Consider the following 16,264-nt stretch of genomic DNA (forward strand, 5'->3'; position numbering starts at 1 on the left):
GCGGACGGGGCACGGGCGCGCACATGGACCTGATCCTCCAGCTCCTCTTCACCGGAATCGGCATCGGCTCGGTCTACGCCCTCGTGGCCCTGGGCTTCGTGCTGATCTTCCGCGCCACCAACGTCGTGAACTTCGCGCAGGGCGAGTTCTCGATGGTCGCGGCCTTCCTGATGGTGGTGTTCGCCGTCGATCTCGAGTGGCCGTACTGGCTCTCGGTGCTGCTCACCATCGGCGGGATGGCTCTGCTCGGCGCCCTGTTCAACCTCGGCGTCTACTATCCCCTGCGCCACCGCACCTACCTGCCGGTGATCATCTCGACCATCGGCGCCTCGATCTTCCTGGCCAACACCACGCTCGCCCTCTACGGACCGCAGCCGCAGGTCCTGCCGCCGGTGTTCGAGACGCAGGGCTTCCTGCTCGGCCCGGTCTTCCTCGACAGCCAGTACCTGCTGATCATCGCGGTGACCGCGGCGCTCGTGGCGTTCCAGTACTGGTTCTTCGAGCACACCCTGGTCGGCAAGAAGCTCCAGGCGACCTCCCAGGACAAGGAGATGGCGGCGCTCCTCGGCATCCCGGTCGCCGGCATGATCATGCTCACCTTCGTCTACAGCGCCGTGCTCGGCGGCATCGCCGGCATCCTCGTGGCACCGGTTCTGTTCGTGTCGATCCAGATGGGCGCGACCATCGCGCTGAAGGCCTTCGCCGCGACGATCATCGGCGGGTTCGGCGACGTGACCGGCGCGATCATCGGCGGGCTGGCGCTCGGCATCATCGAGACCTTCGGAGCGGCCTACGTCTCGGTGCCGTACAAGGACGCCTTCGCCTTCATCGTCCTCGTGGCCTTCCTGGTCGTGCGCCCGCAGGGGCTGTTCGGCGAGCGTGTGGCGGAGAAAGCATGAGCGCCGATCCGACGACGGCCAACCCGACCCTCTCGGGGACCGCCCCCCGGCCCTCCCGGCCGATGCCGCTCGGCAGCCTCGCCTATGCGGGTTTCGCCGCAGCCGCCGTGGCGCTCGCCGCGACCACGCCGCTCACCGGCTACGTCCTCAACATCCTGATGCAGGCCGCGACCTACGCGATCGCGGTGATCGGGCTCACCGTCGTGCTCGGGCTGTGCGGCCAGATCAACCTGGCCCAGGCCGCCTTCTTCGGGATCGGCGCCTACGCGGTCGGCCTCGGCACGGTCGATCACGGCCTGAATTTCTGGCTGTGCCTGCCGATCGGGCTCGCGCTGGCGGTCGTGCTCGGGGCGGTGCTCGGCGCCTCGACGCTGCGGCTCGGTGGCCACTACCTCGCCATGGTGACGATCTCGTTCCAGCAGATCCTCACCCTGGTCCTGACCAACTGGATCCCGGTCACCCACGGCCCGGACGGGGTGCCGAACATCCGCCGCCCGGCGCTGTTCGCGGATGGACAGAGCTACCTCGCGCTGTGCGTCCTGGTCCTGGCGGTGGTCGGCTGGCTGGTCTGGCACCTGCCGCGGACCCGGCTCGGGCGCGCCATGCGGGCGGTGCGCGACAACGAACTGGCCGCGGGCGTCAGCGGGATCGACGTCTACCGCACCAAGGTCGCGGCCTTCGCCATCGGGGCGTTGCTGGCGGGCCTGGGCGGCGGCCTGTTTGCCGGCAGCTTCACGTATATCAGCCCGGACCAGTTCTCCTTCGCCGAGTCCATCGTCTTCCTGACCATGGCGCTGCTGGGCGGCGTCGGTTCGCCGGTGGGCGCGGTGATCGGCACGGGCCTGCTGATCCTGATCCCGGAATGGCTGCGCTTCCTCAAGGAGATCCCGGGCCTGTACCTGGCGATCTACGGGCTCGCGGTGATCCTGATCGTCGTGTTCATGCCCGACGGCATCTGGGGATTTCTGGGCGATCAGGTCCGGCGGCTGCGGCCTGCCAAGCCTGCGCCTGCGCCCGCCCCGGAGCTGACCCTGAGCCAGGAGCGCGACGCCTCGGCGACGCTGCTGACCGTGTCAGGCCTGTCCAAGCATTTCGGTGGCCTCAAGGCCGTGGACGCGATCGATTTCACCGTCACCCGCGGCGGCATCCACGCGCTGATCGGCCCGAACGGCTCGGGCAAGACCACGACGCTCAACGTCCTGTCCGGTCTCTACACGCCGACCGGCGGCAGCATGCGCCTCCAGGACCGGGACATCACCCGGTTTCCCCCGCACCGGCGCGCCGCGGTCGGGATCGGGCGCACGTTCCAGAACATCCGCCTGTTCCGTTCGATGAGCGCCCTGGAGAATGTGGTGATCGGCGCCGAGCGCCCGAACAACCCCCTCGGCGCAAGCGACCGGCCGGCGCTGGAGGCCCGGGCGCGCGCGGCCCTGGCCTTCGTCGGGCTGGAGGCGCGGGCGCAGGAGCCGATCTCGGGCTTCTCCTACGGGCACCAGCGCCTGATCGAGATCGCCCGGGCGCTCGCCGGCAACCCGACGCTGCTGCTCCTCGACGAGCCGGCCGCCGGGCTCAATTCCAGCGAGAAGAACGCCCTGACGGTGCTGCTGCGCCGGATGGCGGCCAAGGGCCTGACCATCCTGATCATCGACCACGACATGACCCTGGTCAGCGACGTGGCGAGCCACGTCACCGTCCTGAACTTCGGTCGGCGCATCGCGGACGGGGTCACCGCCTCCGTGCTGCGCGAACCCGCCGTGATCGAGGCCTATCTCGGGGAGGACGCCGCGACCGGGCCGGGCGCGGGGCTCCAGACCGCGTTGAAGACCGATCTCGCGCCGGCCTGAGCAGGATGAGCACCGCCGTGTCGAACCCGGTCCTGGAGATCCGCGACCTCACCGTCCGCTACGGCGAGATCGAGGCCGTGCGCGGGCTCTCGTTCGTGGTCGGCACGGGCGAGGTCGTGACCCTGCTCGGCTCCAACGGGGCCGGCAAGTCGACCACCCTCAAGGCGATCTCCGGCTTGGTGAAGCCGGCGGGCGGCAGCATCCTGCTCGACGGGCAGCCGCTCCACGGCCTGAAGCCCGAAGCGATCGTGCGCCTCGGCGTCGCCCACGTGCCCGAGGGGCGCCGGGTCTTCCCGGGGCTCACGGTGCGCGAGAACATCATGCTCGGCGCCTCGAACCGGTCCGGCGTCCCGAAACGCGCCTTGCGCGACGAGGTCGAGGCGATGTTCGAGCTGTTCCCCGACATCCGGCGCTTCGGCGACGCGCTCGGCTGGACCCTCTCGGGCGGCCAGCTCCAGATGGTGGCGCTCGCCCGCGGCCTGATGGCCAAGCCGCGCCTCCTGCTGCTGGACGAGCCCTCGCTCGGCCTCGCCCCGGTGATCGTCCAGGCGGTGTTCGCGATCATCGCGGAGGTGCGGCGCCGCGGCACGACGGTGCTGCTGGTCGAGCAGAACGCCCGCATGGGCCTGTCGGTGGCCGACCGCGGCTACGTGCTGGAGACCGGCCGCCTCGTCCTCGAAGGCGATCCGCAGGCGCTCTGGGCCAACGACGACATCCGCGCCGCGTATCTCGGCGGCCGCGCCGCGGCGGGCAGCGCCGCCTGACGCCGCAGCCCGGAACCGCCCGGACCGCGCCCGGTTTCACCGTCACAATCCCGAAGGCGCGGTGAGGCCTCTCGTGCGTGATCGCAAATCGGCCTCCCGGCGCCGCCTGCTGCAAGCCGGAGGCGCAGCCGTGACGAGCGCGATGCTTGGGATGCAAAGTGCCTCGGGCGCCGAGGTCGACCCCACGCGGCCGGCCGAGACTTCGGCGGGCCGCCGCGCGAAGAGTCTCGATACCGATTACTTCAAGGGCATGTACGCCACGGAGTCGGATCCGTGGCGCTTCGCCACGAGCCCTTACGAGCGCGACAAGTATGCGGCGACGCTCGCGGCCCTGCCGCGGGCCCGCTACGCATCCGGCCTCGAAGTCGGCTGCTCGATCGGCGTGTTCACGCATCAGCTCTGCCCCCGGTGCGACGCGCTGATCGGGCTCGACGTGGTCCCCTCCGTCCTGGACGACGCACGGGCGCGCTGCGCCGATTGCCCGAACGTGCGCTTCCAGCTCGCGGCCGTTCCGGGCGCATGGCCGGACGGGCGGTTCGACCTGATCCTGATCTCCGAGGTCGCCTATTATCTCGACCGCGCAGACCTCGCCCGGCTGGTCGCGCGGGTGGAGGGCTCGGTGCTCCCCGAAGCGGACATCGTGCTGGTCCACTGGCTCGGCGTCACCCATTACCCGCTCTCCGGCGACGAGGCGGCGGAAGGCTTCATCGCGGGCGCCCAAGGTTTTGCGCGGGTCCTGAAGCAGTCGCGAACCGCCGAGTATCGGCTCGACGTGCTGCGGGCGTTCAAGCCCGCTCCCTGAAGACCGTGATCGCGCGCGGCCCCGGGCCGGGTGCCGTCCGGGCAGGCGGCGCCGGCCTCACCGCGGCGGCGCCATGCGCGCCGTCTTCCGCTCCCGCGCCGTCGCGATGCCGTACAGGAGGAAGCCGGCCAGCATCAGCGCGAGGCCCGCGAGGGACTGGAGCGGCCGGACGGTCACGAGGTGGACCAGCATGAACAGCGTGACCGACAGGAAGATCATCGGGGTGACCGGGTAGCCCCAGGCCCGGAACGGCCGCGGCAGGTCGGGCCGGGCGATCCGGAGCTTGATCAGCCCGATCACGGTCAGGAACGAACACAGGATCAGGCTGAACTGGATGAAGTCGAGCACCGCCTCGAAGCTCTGGGTGAACAGCAGGATGGTGGCGACGCAGGCCTGAAGGAGAAGCGCGGCGCCCGGCACCCCGCGCCGCGTGCGCCGGGCGAACAGGCGCAGCAGCGTCACGTCCTCGCCCATCGCGACGGTGACGCGCGGGCCGATCCACATCATCGCGCCGATCGTCGGGATCAGCCCGGCGCAGATCAGCCCACCCACGACACGGCCGCCCACATCGCCGAAGACGTGACGGCCGGCGATCACCGCGACCTCGACCTGGCCGGCGAGCTCGGCGGCGGGCGTCGTGTAGAGGAACACCGCGTTCAGCGCGATGGAGAGCGCGACGACGAGGCCGGTCCCGAGGAACAGCGCCCGCGGCAGGCTGCGCGGCGGGTCGGCGAGCTCGCCGACGATGTAGGTCGCGGCGTTCCAGCCCGAATAGGCGTACATCACGAAGACGAGGCTGATCGCGAAGCTGGCGCTGACGACCTGCGCCGGATCGAACGAAGCGGGCGAGAAGCCGATCGCCGCGCCGCCCCCTCGCGCGAAACCCGCCCCGATGAAGGCGATGATCAGCGCCAGCTTCAGCAGCGTGAACCCGATCTGGAACGCGCTGCTGTGGCGCGTGCCCCGCAGGTGGACGAGCGAGACGATCCAGATCGCCGCGAGGCCGAGCAGGAGCGGCGGCGCCCCGGGCAGCACCGCCTTGCCGTACTGGCCGAGCGCCATGGCGGCGAGCGCCACCGGCGCGGCGAAGCCGACGGTGCCCGAGAGCCACCCGGCCATGAACCCGACCGCCGGGCTGTAGATCTGCGTGAGGAGGTTGTACTCGCCGCTGGAGCGGGGAAACATCGTGGCGAGTTCGGCGTAGCAGAGCGCCCCGCACAGCGCGACCACGCCGCCGACCAACCACAGCAGCAGCAGCGTGAAGCCGGACGGGATGTCGGCGACCTGGAAGCCGAGGCTGGTGAAGACGCCGATGCCGATCATGTCGGCCACGACGATGGCCGTCGCCGCCAGCGTGGAGACGGTCGGGGCAGCTGCTGCAGCGCCGGATCGGTCGGTCATGACGTCGGCCCGTCGTGGCCAGCCGCCGGGACGGGATTCCTCGGCGGGTGCCCGGACCGCGTCGGCACGGCTGCGCCATCACCGTGCTAGCCGCGTTGCACATCGCGGTCACGCGGATGCAGGCCCCGAAGGTGCCGAGGCGTCCGTTTGCCGCGCGCAGGCTTCGCGTTCAGCGCAGCCGGTCCTGATGTTCGGTGCAGCGCTGCCGACGGAAGGACTGGAAATTCAAGTCTCGCATCGTATGGACTTGCGGAAGCGGTCTCGGTCGGTGCTGCTGGCGCACATCATGAGCAAGGCCGGCCGCTGCCGGAACGATCCCCCGCCGCCGCCGCGCGGCCCTCGCCCACGGATATGACGCTATGAGCGACACCCAGGACCGGACCGCGCTGGTGACGGGGGCGGCCCGCGGCATCGGGCTCGCCGCCGCGAGCCGGTTCCTCGCGGACGGGTGGCGTGTCGCCCTCCTCGACATCGACGGCCCGGCCGTGGCCGCCGCCGCCGCCGGGCTCGACCGGCCCGAGGCGGTGCTGGCGGTCACCGCGGACGTCTCCGATCCGCAGGCGGTCGCCGGCGCGATGCGGCAGGTCGCCGACCGGTTCGGGCGGCTCGACGCGCTGGTCAACAACGCCGGCATCGCGATCTTCAAGCCGCTGATGGAGACCACGTTCGACGATTGGTCGCGGGTGCTCGCCGTGAACCTGTCGGGGCCGTTCCTGTGCACGCAGGCGGCCGTCCCGCTGCTTTCCGAGCGCGGCGGCGCGATCGTGAACATCACCTCGATCTCGGGCCTGCGCGCCTCGACGCTGCGGACCGCCTACGGCACCAGCAAGGCGGCGTTGGCCCAGCTCACCAAGCAGCAGGCCGTCGAGCTGGCGCAGTTCGGGATCCGGGTGAACGCGGTCGCCCCCGGGCCGGTGGACACCGCGATGGCCAAGGCGGTTCACAGCCCGGAGATCCGCGCCGACTATCACGATGCCGTCCCGTTGGGGCGCTACGGCCTCGAGTCGGAACTCGCGGAGGCGATCGTGTTCCTCTGCTCCGAACGGGCCTCCTTCGTCACGGGCCAGCAGCTCGCCGTCGATGGCGGCTTCGAGGCGACCGGCATCGGCCTGAAGACCCTGCGCGGCGAACGGGGGGACTGAGTGGCACCCCCAGCCCTCGCGTCGCGGCGGCGATGGCGGCCGCGACGCGAGGGTCGGGCCGGCTTGGTGACCCACGGGACGTTCATCGGCCTGCGCCCGGCAACGCCCCGGCCCGCGTGAGGACCCCGTCTGTCGCAACGCATCGACTTCGGATAAAATCTACACGCATTCCGAGGTGCCGATGCCTGATCCCAATCCCAATCCTCCGTCACGTCCCACCGATCGCCTGCGCCACAAGACCGTTTCGGCCGCGGTCACGGAATCGCTTCGTCAGCGCATCCTGAACGGTGAGTTCGCGCCCGGGATCCAGCTGCGCCAGGATGCGCTGGCGGAGGAGTTCGGCATCAGCCGCATCCCGGTTCGGGAGGCGCTGCTGCAGCTGGAGGCTCAAGGGCTGGTCAGGATCGTGCCGCATCGCGGGGCGCTCGTGACCGGCCTGACCGTCGAGGAAGTGGAAGACATCTTCCGCCTGCGCGAGCAGCTCGAACCGCCGCTGCTGGCGCTCTCCGCACGCCGCTTCGGGGCGGCGGATTATCGGAGGCTGCGCGGCCTCACCGACGAGTACGGCGCGGCGCTCGAGGCTGGCCAGGTCGACCGATGGGGCGAGCTGAACCGAAGCTTCCACCTCGATCTGCTCCGTTACGCCGATCGCCCCCGCTCGCTCAGCATCGTCTCCGCCCTGCTGCAGGATTGCGATCGCCCGACGCGGCTGCAGCTGTCCGCCTCCGGGGACACCGCGCGTGCCGATCACGAGCACACGCAGATCGTGACGCTCTGCGAAGTGGGCCGCATCTCGGAGGCGGCCGAACTCTTGCAAGCGCACATCGCGCACGCCGCCGTATCGCTGGTGGCGATCTACCGGAACGCCCCAGCCGGGTAAGCCCGCTGATTGTGCAGCTGTCGTCGCAGAGGACGCTTGACGCATCTGAAGATTTTATACAATCTACAGAAACGGAGCCGGTGGGGGTGTCGTGGCTGAGCACGCGTTGGTGACAGAGGGGCTGACCAAGGCGTTCGGCGGTTTCACGGCCGTCCGGGACGTCGACTTTTCGGTCCGCCGTCACGCCATCCACGCGCTCATCGGCCCCAACGGCGCCGGCAAGACCACGTTCTTCAACCTGCTGACCAAGGTCCACACGCCGACCGGCGGACGCATCCTCTACGAAGGGGCCGACATCACGCACGAGAGTTCGGCGGCGATCGCCCGGCGGGGAATCGTGCGCTCGTTCCAGATCTCGGCGACTTTCCCGCACATGAGCGTGCGTGACAATGTCCGTGTCGCGCTCCAGCGGCGATTGGGGACGCAATATTGGTTCTGGCGCTCGATCCGATCGTTGTCCGTGCTCGACGACGAGGCCATGGTGCTTCTGTCCGAGGTCGGCCTTGCGGATTACGCCGACACGAACGCCGCCGATCTTTCCTACGGGCGCAAGCGCACCCTCGAGATCGCCACGACGCTTGCCCTCGATCCGCCCCTCCTTCTCCTCGACGAGCCGACCCAGGGCATGGCCCTCGACGATGTCGACCGGATCAAGCGGCTGATCCGGCGGATCGCCGTGGGTCGCACCATTCTGATGGTCGAGCACAACATGTCGGTGGTGGCGGACCTCTGCGACGCGATCACCGTGCTCCAGCGCGGCGAGATCCTCGCCCAGGGCAGCTACGCCGAGGTCTCCAACGATCCCGGCGTTAAGGCGGCCTATCTCGGAGGCGGACATGCCTGAGACGGACTTGCCCGAGACGGACTTGCCCAAAAAGGACTTGCCCAAAAAGGACTTGCCTGAGCCCGCCATCGCCCTGCAGATCCGCGGGCTCGAAGCCTGGTACGGCGAGAGCCACGTCCTGCACGGGATCGACCTCACGGTGCGCGAGGGCGAGTGCGTGACCCTGCTCGGCCGCAACGGTGCCGGGCGCAGCACCACGCTCAAGGCCATCCTGGGCCTGACCGACCGGCGCGCCGGCTCGGTGCGGGTGCGCGGGCAGGAGACGATCCGGCTCAGCACGCACCGGATCGCCCGGCTCGGCCTCGGCTACTGCCCGGAGGAGCGCGGCATCTATCGCTCGCTCACGACCCAGGAGAACCTGACCCTCCTGCCCCGCCTCGGCCCCGACGGGATGTCGGTGGCCGAAGTGCTGACGCTGTTTCCGAACCTGGCCGAGCGGGCCGACAGCGGCGGCGGCCGCCTCTCGGGCGGCGAGCAGCAGATGCTGGCGCTCGGCCGCATCCTGACCACGGGCGCCCGCATCCTGCTGCTGGACGAGATCACCGAGGGCCTCGCCCCGGTCATCGTCGAGGCGCTCGGCCGGGCGGTTGCCCTGCTCAAGAGCCGCGGCTTCACCATCGTGCTGGTCGAGCAGAACTTCCACTTCGCCCGGCACCTCGCCGACCGCCACTACGTGATCGAGCACGGACGGGTCGCGGCCGAGATCCCGGCCGACGCGGTGGCGGCACGGGAGGCCGAGGTCGGGCGCCTGCTCGGCCTCTGAGTCTTATCCCGAAAGGCGGCTGCCGGCTTTCGGGACACGACGATGCACAGACAACGCTCCGGCAGGGGCAAGTATTCGGGACGAACAGGAGGCGGGAACATGCGGTCACGGTTCATCGGTTACGTGCTCGGCGCGTCGCTCGCGTCGGCCCCCCTGTCGATCCCCCTGCCGGCGCTCGCCGCCGAGGCGATCAGCGACGGCGTCGTCAAGATCGGCATCCTCAACGACCTGTCGGGCATCTATTCCGACTTCACCGGGCGCGGCTCGGCCGTGGCGGCGCAGATCGCCATCGACGAGATGGGCGGCAAAGTGCTGAACGCCCCCATCGAACTCATCGCGGCCGACCACCAGAACAAGCCCGACATCGCCGCCAACCTCGCCCGGGAATGGTTCGACCAGGGCAAGGTCGACATGATCGCCGACTTCCCGACCTCCTCGACGGCGCTTGCCGTGATGGAGATCGCCAAGCAGAAGAACCGGGTGACGATGCTCTCGGCCGGGGTCGCCATGGCGGCGATCAACGAGAAATGCTCGCCGCTCAACGCGCAGTGGATGGTGAACACCTACGCGCTCGCGGCCGGCACCGCCAAGGCGCTGCTGAAGACCGGCCGCAAGACCTGGTACTTCGTCACCGCCGACTACACCTTCGGCCATTCCCTCGAGAAGGACGCCTCCGCGGTGGTTGAGGCCGAGGGCGGCAAGGTGCTGGGCGTGTCGCGCCATCCCTTCCCGGGCGGCGACTTCTCCTCCTTCATGCTGAAGGCGCAAGGCAGTGGCGCCCAGGTGATCGCGCTGGCCAATGCCGGCAGCGACACGATCAACGCCGTCAAGCAGGCCGCCGAGTACGGCATCGGGCGCGGCGACAAGCAGGTGATCGCCCCGCTGCTCACCTACATCACCGACGTGAAGAGCCTCGGCCTAGCCAAGGCCCAGGACATGTACCTCACTGAAGCCTTCTACTGGGACTACGATGACCGCTCGCGCGCCTTCGCGGAGAAGTACTTCGCCAAGATGAAGCGCATGCCGAGCGCGTCGCAGGCGGCGGTCTACTCGGCCGCGCTCAGCTACCTTAAGGCGATCGAGGCGGCGGGCACCGACGAGGCCGGCGCCGTGATGGCCAAGCTGCGCACCATGACCATCGACGACGCGGTGATCCGCAACGGCACGCTGCGCGCCGACGGCGCCCTCGTCCACGACATGCTGCTCCTGCAGGTGAAGAAGCCGGCGGAATCCAAGCGCGACTGGGACTTCTACAACGTCCGGGCGGTCCTGAAGGGCGACGACGTGTTCCCGAAGCCCTCGGATGCCTGCCCGCTCAACGCCAAGGGCTGAGGCCGTCCCCACGCTCCGCGCGGACGGTCTCCGTGCGGTCCCCGCCCCTCGCAGCCGCCGGTGACCCCCCGATGGACATCACCCTCCAGGCCTTCATGGCCCAGCTCACCATCGGCCTCATCGGCGGTTGCTTCTACGCCCTCCTGAGCATGGGGCTGGCGATCATCTTCGGGCTGCTCAACATCATCAACTTCACCCATGGGGCGCAGTTCATGATGGCCGCGTTCCTGGCCTGGATCGGGCTGACCCAGATCGGGCCCTGGCTCGGCTATCCCGACTTCCAGATCAGCTTCTGGGTCGCGCTGGTGCTGGCCCCGCTCTGCGTCGCCCTGTTCGGCATGCTCATCGAACGCACGCTGCTGCGCCGGCTCTACCATCTCGACCACCTCTACGGACTGCTCCTGACCTTCGGGGTGGCGCTGGTGATGGAGGGGGGCTTCCGATACGTGTTCGGCGTCTCCGGCCAGGGCTACGAGCCGCCGGAGATCCTGCAGGGGCCGGTCGATGTCGGCTTCATGCTGCTGCCGAAGTACCGCGTCTTCGTGGTCGTGGCCTCGCTGCTGATCTGCGTCTTCACCTGGTTCCTGTTCGAGCGGACCAAGCTCGGCGCCTACCTCCGCGCCGGGACCGAGAACCCGCGCCTGCTCCAGGCCTTCGGCATCAACGTGCCGGTGATGATCACCCTGACCTACGGGTTCGGCGTGGCGCTGGCCGGCATCGCCGGGGTGCTGGCCGCGCCGATCATGCAGGTGACGCCGCTCATGGGCGGCAACCTGCTCAACATCGTCTTCGCCGTGGTGGTGATCGGCGGCCTCGGCTCGATCCTCGGCGCGATGATGACCGGGCTCGCCCTCGGGCTGATTGAGGGGCTGACCAAGGTGGTCTACCCGGAGGCCTCGACCGTGGTGGTCTTCGTCATCATGGCGCTGGCCCTGCTGGTACGCCCGGCCGGCCTGTTCGGCCGCGAAGTCTGAGGGGAGCCGATGTCGAACACCTTCAAGATTGTCCTGGTCCTGGTCGCGCTCGCCCTGGTCGTCCCCTTCGTGCCGGGGCTGATCTACCCGGTCTTCGTGATGAAGGTGATGTGCTACGGGCTGTTCGCCTGCGCCTTCAACCTGCTCCTGGGCTTCACCGGGCTCGTGTCCTTCGCGCACGCCGCCTTCCTGGGCAGCGCCGGCTACGTCACCGGCGCCCTGATGATCCGGTTCGGCGACCACCCGCTGGGGATGCCGGCGGCCTTCGTGGCGGGCGTCGCCGCGGCGGCTCTGGTTGGCTTCGCCATCGGCGGCCTGGCGATCCGGCGGCGGGGCATCTACTTCGCGATGATCACTCTGGCGCTCTCGCAGATCGTCTATTTCCTGGCGGTGCAGATCCGCTGGACCGGCGGCGAGGACGGGCTCCAGGGCATCCCGCGCGGCAGCCTGTTCGGGCTCGACCTCACCTCCGACACGGTGATGTACTACGTGACGCTGGCGCTGTTTGCGGCGGGCTTCCTGTTCGTGGACCGCGTGGTCCACTCGCCCTTCGGCCAGATCCTGCAGGCGGTGCGGGACAACGAGGCGCGGGCGACGTCGCTCGGCTACGACACCGACCGCTTCAAGCTTCTGGCCTTCGTGATCTCGGCGGCGGTCGCCGGCTATGCCGGGGCGATGAAGGCGCTGGTGTTCCAGCTCGTCTCCCTCAACGACGTTTCGCTGCACACCTCGACCGAGGTGGTGCTGATGACCCTGCTCGGGGGCGTCGGCACGATCTTCGGGCCGCTGCTCGGGGCCGGGCTGGTGGTCGGGCTGCAGAACTACCTCGCGACCATCGGCGACCTCGTGACCGTGGTGATCGGCCTGATCTTCATCGTCTGCGTCTCGTTCTTCCGGCGCGGCGTGGTCGGCGAGCTTCTGCACCTGCGCCGCCGCCGGGCCGAGCGGATCAAGAGGCGTCCGGTCCTCGTCGCCACCCACGAGACAGCCCCGGCCGCCGAGGCGGTTTGAGGCACCCCCTGCCCCGACGGGCAGGCCGATTTCGCCGCCGCGCCGTGTGAGGCGTGGGCGAAGCCATGGCCGCGCGAGCCGAGTGCGGTGCTGTTCAACCCGTTGATCGAAAAGGAAATTCGACCATGTGGACCGGTGTCATTCCCGCCGTCACGACCAAGTTCAAGTCCGACGGCAGCCTCGACCATGCCGAGATGGAGCGCTGCTTCGGCCTCCAGATGGACGCCGGATGCGACGGCATCATCGTGTGCGGCTCGCTCGGCGAAGGGCCGATGCTGTCCCAGGACGAGCGCATCGACGTGCTCAAGCGGGCCCAGTCGGTCACCAAGGGCAAGCCGACCCTGCTGACCGTGTCCGAGGCGGGCACCCGCGAGGCCTGCGACCTCGCCGCCAAGGCGGCCAAGGCCGGCGCCAGCGGCCTGATGGTGGTACCGAGCCCGATCTACCACACCGATCCGGCCGAGACGGTCGAGACCCTGCGGGCCGTCGCGGCCGCGGGCGACCTGCCGGTGATGATCTATTCCAACCGCGTCGCCTACCGGGTCGACGTCACGCCCGAGATCATGGAGGACTTGGCCGCGGATCCGCGCTTCGTGGCCATCAAGGAATCCTCCGACGACATCCGCCGCACCACCGAGATCATCAACCGGCTGGGCGACCGCTACGCCGTCCTGACCGGCGTCGACAACCTCGCCCTGGAAGCGCTCGCGGTCGGCGCCTGCGGCTGGGTCGCCGGCCTCGTCTGCGCGTTCCCGTCGGAGACAGTCGCGATCTACCGGCTGATGCAGGCGGGGCGCACCCAGGAGGCACTCGCGATCTACCGCTGGTTCCGGCCGCTCCTCGACCTCGATGTCTCGACCTACCTGGTCCAGAACATCAAGCTCGCCGAGTGCCTCGCGATCAACTCGACCGAGCACGTGCGCGGTCCGCGCAAGCCCCTGTCCGGAGCGCGGCGGGCCGAGGTCGAGGCGATTGTGCGCAAGGCGATCGAGAGCCGCCCCGCCCTGCCCGCAACGGCCTGATCGCGGGCGGCGGGACCCGGGTTCGGCTCAGCGGCCGATCCCGGTCCCGCCGCCGATTGGGGCGACCGCGTTCGGGCCGGTGTTGGGAGCCGGCGTCGCGGCCTGATTCCGCTGGATGTCCATCCGCAGCGTGTTGCCCTGCGTCGTCTGCTCCTGGCGCAGCGACCGCAGCTGGTTGTTGTTTTCCATGGACTGGTTCGCGGCGTTGGGATTGTTCTGCTGCACCTGAGCCCGAACGGGGGTCGCGAGAAGCGGCGACAGGCAGAGGCCGGCGAGGAGGATGGCGCGCATGGTCAGCTCTGGAGTTCGATGAGGTCACCGAGTCGACGCGCGCGCCGGCCGCCAAGTTCCGCCGATCTCAGGCCGTCTGGCCGGCGTCGCCTTCGGGGAACCGCTCAGCAGCCGATGCAGACCCGCGGATCCCATTTCGGCAGCGGCTTCAGCGGTGGCAGCACCCTCTGCAACGGGGCCGACGTGGTCACGCTCTGCTGGGGAAGCACGACCACGGTGGTCCGCTCGTCTGGAGCGGCGACCACGATATCCTGAGCCGGCTCACCCGCGTCGGGACGGGCGATACTGCCGGTCAGATCGCGATCGACCGCCCGGGCGGAGCCGAGGCTGAGCGAGACGGCGAGGCCGGCGGCGACGAGGCGGATGACGGTCACGGGAAACTCCGCCGGCACAACGGGATGCGGGCGGCGGGGTTCAATTGCCCGTCCCGGTTTGCCAGGCGGTGTATCGCGTTCCGATCCCGGCGTCCGCCGTGACGGCGCCGCGCGTCGTGTCAGGATCGTCGCGGGCGTACCGATGAGGCCGGCAGGATCGTCGCGCGCCAGCGGTTGTCGTCCTGGGGCACCCACGGCCGCTCGACCGGGTGTTCGGGCAGCCGGTACTCGACCTGGATCGGCCCGACCGGTAACCCGCCCGCCAGCGCGAGTGTCCGCGGCGGCGGGCGTTTCGCCAGCCGGACCGGATGCGCTCCTGCCGCGAGCCGGCGCCGGTCGTGCCGATGAAGCCGGGCGTAGCGCTTGCGCATCTGGGCAAGTCGTAGTTGCGCAACGCGCATCTTGGCGCGCCGCAATTGGGCGAGCCGCACCTTCGCCCGCGGCCGCCGCGCGGCCGTCGCGAGGCGGGTCGGGCGCTGCGCCAGCTCGACCAGGCTCGGCTTGTCGTAGCTGACCGGCGCGACGCGGTTGGCCACCGTAATGCAGCCGGTGCAGATCGAGCCTGAAAGCTGCTGCCACGTCTGTTGCTGTCGCTCCGCGATGAGCGCGCTGCGATCGACCGCCGGGCGGGGTTGTTCCGCGCTTCGGCCAGCGGGAACGGCCGCAACGATCGACGGCGACAGGACGGCGAAAGCAGCAAGCGCCGCCATCAGGGAATGTGCAACGCTCTTCATGACCCATCTCGGCGGCTGTCCGGAGCCGCCAAGCTTCTCGTTGCCGCGTGGGCGCCGCCGAGCAAACCGTTTTCTCGAAGAGTCGGTATTCAATACGCAGGCAGCGAACCCGGTCTTGGACCGGCCGTGCCGACGATGCTTCCGTCCGGACGGGTTGAGCGGGCCAAGATTATCACGGGATTTCCGGTTATCTACAAGTATTGTTTGTTTATTTGGAAGTTACGCTTGGCCATGCGGGTTGGACATATGGCTTAATCCGTGGTTAACATCGAGTCCCACAGCCGTGATTAGGGCTGCGGCATCGCATCAGGGCGATCATGATCAATGTTAAGCGGATTGCGGTCCTAGGCATGCTGCTGTCGGCGGGGGCGTGCTCGCGCCTGCCGAACGTGCCGACGGCCTACAGCGCGTTGCCGCGCACCCCGGTGTCCGTCGCCGCGACGCCGGTGGCCGCGGCCCCGGAGGCCCAAGCCGAGGCGGTCGCCACCCTGCCGCGCATCGTCATACCGGGGACCATGACGACCCCGGTCCCGGCGTTCGAGCCCCGGGGCCTGAACCCGGGTGCGGCCCTGGACTCGTCCCGGCGCAGCCGCTTGGCCTGGGAGGCGTCGCGTCCCGCCGATCTCCTGAGACCGCCGGCCCTCGCCGCCGGCCGGTCGGCCGCGTCGACGATCCCGGCGCAGACCTACGATCGCGACGCGGCGATGGAGCGCCTCCTGAAAGGCGGCCACGCGGCCGCGAGCGGCATCTGCTCGGGCTGCTGAGCCTGCGCCGCCAGGCGGGGCATGGTTAGCTGATCGCGTCCGAAGGCTCTGCCGGTTTACGCGCCGTTAACGTGTCCTCCCCAAGTTGCAGCGAGCGACCCGAGGGAGGCGTGGCATGGGTGCCTTGAAGGCTGAAGACGAGCAGGCTGTCGATCGCCTGACCCTGCGGCTCCTCCAGGACGCCTATTGCGACCTCGCGGCCGTGCTCCGCGGGGCCCAGCCCGCGGCGGCCGCGGCCATTCTCGCCGTCATGGAACAGCGCGTCACCGACGTCCTCACTCGGATCTGCCAGCAGGGTTCGGAGGGGCCCGCCTCGGCCGGCATCGCGATCGCCGTCGGCGAACGGATCGGCGAGATCATGGATCAGGCCCATGGCCGCGACGGGCAGGCGGCGCTGGCAGCCTGAAGCCGGCTCAGCTCATC

The 16,264-nt window shown here is 69.6% G+C and carries 18 protein-coding genes; 14 read left to right on the forward strand and 4 right to left on the reverse strand.

The window, feature by feature from the left end; genetic code table 11:
- The first annotated feature begins 23 nt into the window (after nt 1-23).
- The 4 genes from AC0IY0_RS14005 to AC0IY0_RS14020 all read left to right on the forward strand — a co-directional run bounded on the left by AC0IY0_RS14005 (nt 24) and on the right by AC0IY0_RS14020 (nt 4,309).
- The gene (locus tag AC0IY0_RS14005; RefSeq protein WP_007562633.1) at nt 24-899 is read left to right on the forward strand and encodes a branched-chain amino acid ABC transporter permease; all 876 of its coding nucleotides are present in this window, start codon (nt 24-26) and stop codon (nt 897-899) included.
- Nucleotides 896-2,743, forward strand: a complete 1,848-nt coding sequence (locus tag AC0IY0_RS14010) for a branched-chain amino acid ABC transporter ATP-binding protein/permease (RefSeq protein WP_419829777.1) — start codon at nt 896-898, stop codon at nt 2,741-2,743. The genes AC0IY0_RS14005 and AC0IY0_RS14010 overlap by 4 nt, the downstream gene beginning before the upstream one ends.
- 5 nt (nt 2,744-2,748) lie before the next feature.
- Nucleotides 2,749-3,507, forward strand: coding sequence for an ABC transporter ATP-binding protein (locus AC0IY0_RS14015; RefSeq protein WP_147856343.1), 759 nt, complete (start codon nt 2,749-2,751; stop codon nt 3,505-3,507).
- A gap of 151 nt (nt 3,508-3,658) precedes the next feature.
- Entirely contained in the window at nt 3,659-4,309 is a 651-nt protein-coding gene (locus AC0IY0_RS14020) for an SAM-dependent methyltransferase (RefSeq protein WP_147938759.1), read from the forward strand.
- 57 nt (nt 4,310-4,366) lie between these two features.
- On the opposite strand, the gene AC0IY0_RS14025 is transcribed toward AC0IY0_RS14020, so the two are convergent.
- On the reverse strand, nt 4,367-5,710 hold the full coding sequence (locus tag AC0IY0_RS14025) for an APC family permease (RefSeq protein ID WP_147938727.1): 1,344 nt from the start codon (nt 5,708-5,710) through the stop codon (nt 4,367-4,369).
- Between the two features lie 359 nt (nt 5,711-6,069).
- On the opposite strand from AC0IY0_RS14025, the gene AC0IY0_RS14030 reads away from it, so the two are divergent.
- From AC0IY0_RS14030 to AC0IY0_RS14065, 8 genes are all read left to right on the forward strand, one after another.
- Nucleotides 6,070-6,852 carry an SDR family NAD(P)-dependent oxidoreductase gene (locus AC0IY0_RS14030; RefSeq protein ID WP_147907253.1) on the forward strand — a complete coding sequence of 261 codons (783 nt, stop codon included), beginning with the start codon at nt 6,070-6,072 and terminating at the stop codon, nt 6,850-6,852.
- Nucleotides 6,853-7,033: 181 nt separating this feature from the next.
- Nucleotides 7,034-7,732, forward strand: coding sequence for a GntR family transcriptional regulator (locus AC0IY0_RS14035; RefSeq protein WP_471764320.1), 699 nt, complete (start codon nt 7,034-7,036; stop codon nt 7,730-7,732).
- Nucleotides 7,733-7,823: 91 nt separating this feature from the next.
- A complete protein-coding gene (locus tag AC0IY0_RS14040) occupies nt 7,824-8,576 on the forward strand; it encodes an ABC transporter ATP-binding protein (RefSeq protein WP_147907251.1) in 753 nt (250 codons plus the stop codon).
- Complete coding sequence (locus AC0IY0_RS14045; protein ID WP_471764164.1) at nt 8,569-9,339, forward strand: ABC transporter ATP-binding protein; 771 nt, start codon at nt 8,569-8,571, stop codon at nt 9,337-9,339. Before AC0IY0_RS14040 ends, AC0IY0_RS14045 begins: the two co-directional genes overlap by 8 nt.
- A 99-nt stretch (nt 9,340-9,438) precedes the next feature.
- Nucleotides 9,439-10,671 (forward strand): ABC transporter substrate-binding protein, encoded by a 1,233-nt coding sequence (locus tag AC0IY0_RS14050; RefSeq protein ID WP_147907250.1) that lies wholly within the window; start codon nt 9,439-9,441, stop codon nt 10,669-10,671.
- 71 nt (nt 10,672-10,742) lie between these two features.
- A complete protein-coding gene (locus tag AC0IY0_RS14055) occupies nt 10,743-11,645 on the forward strand; it encodes a branched-chain amino acid ABC transporter permease (protein ID WP_147938729.1) in 903 nt (300 codons plus the stop codon).
- Between the two features lie 9 nt (nt 11,646-11,654).
- Entirely contained in the window at nt 11,655-12,656 is a 1,002-nt protein-coding gene (locus tag AC0IY0_RS14060) for a branched-chain amino acid ABC transporter permease (RefSeq protein ID WP_471764166.1), read from the forward strand.
- A gap of 125 nt (nt 12,657-12,781) precedes the next feature.
- Nucleotides 12,782-13,678 (forward strand): dihydrodipicolinate synthase family protein, encoded by an 897-nt coding sequence (locus AC0IY0_RS14065; protein ID WP_147938731.1) that lies wholly within the window; start codon nt 12,782-12,784, stop codon nt 13,676-13,678.
- A 27-nt stretch (nt 13,679-13,705) separates the two neighbouring features.
- Here the strand turns inward: AC0IY0_RS14065 and AC0IY0_RS14070 are convergent, their stop codons facing one another.
- The 3 genes from AC0IY0_RS14070 to AC0IY0_RS14080 form a co-directional block, all read right to left on the reverse strand.
- Complete coding sequence (locus AC0IY0_RS14070) at nt 13,706-13,969, reverse strand: hypothetical protein (RefSeq protein WP_147938732.1); 264 nt, start codon at nt 13,967-13,969, stop codon at nt 13,706-13,708.
- 104 nt (nt 13,970-14,073) lie between these two features.
- A complete protein-coding gene (locus AC0IY0_RS14075) occupies nt 14,074-14,343 on the reverse strand; it encodes a hypothetical protein (protein ID WP_147907245.1) in 270 nt (89 codons plus the stop codon).
- A gap of 119 nt (nt 14,344-14,462) precedes the next feature.
- The gene (locus AC0IY0_RS14080; RefSeq protein WP_147907244.1) at nt 14,463-15,077 is read right to left on the reverse strand and encodes a hypothetical protein; all 615 of its coding nucleotides are present in this window, start codon (nt 15,075-15,077) and stop codon (nt 14,463-14,465) included.
- Between the two features lie 350 nt (nt 15,078-15,427).
- On the opposite strand from AC0IY0_RS14080, the gene AC0IY0_RS14085 reads away from it, so the two are divergent.
- Both AC0IY0_RS14085 and AC0IY0_RS14090 read left to right on the forward strand, forming a co-directional pair.
- Nucleotides 15,428-15,841, forward strand: coding sequence for a hypothetical protein (locus AC0IY0_RS14085; protein WP_471764169.1), 414 nt, complete (start codon nt 15,428-15,430; stop codon nt 15,839-15,841).
- 115 nt (nt 15,842-15,956) lie between these two features.
- Complete coding sequence (locus tag AC0IY0_RS14090) at nt 15,957-16,247, forward strand: hypothetical protein (protein WP_147907243.1); 291 nt, start codon at nt 15,957-15,959, stop codon at nt 16,245-16,247.
- Nucleotides 16,248-16,264: the final 17 nt, after the last annotated feature.

This window comes from Methylobacterium sp. AC315 (genome assembly GCF_979253755.1).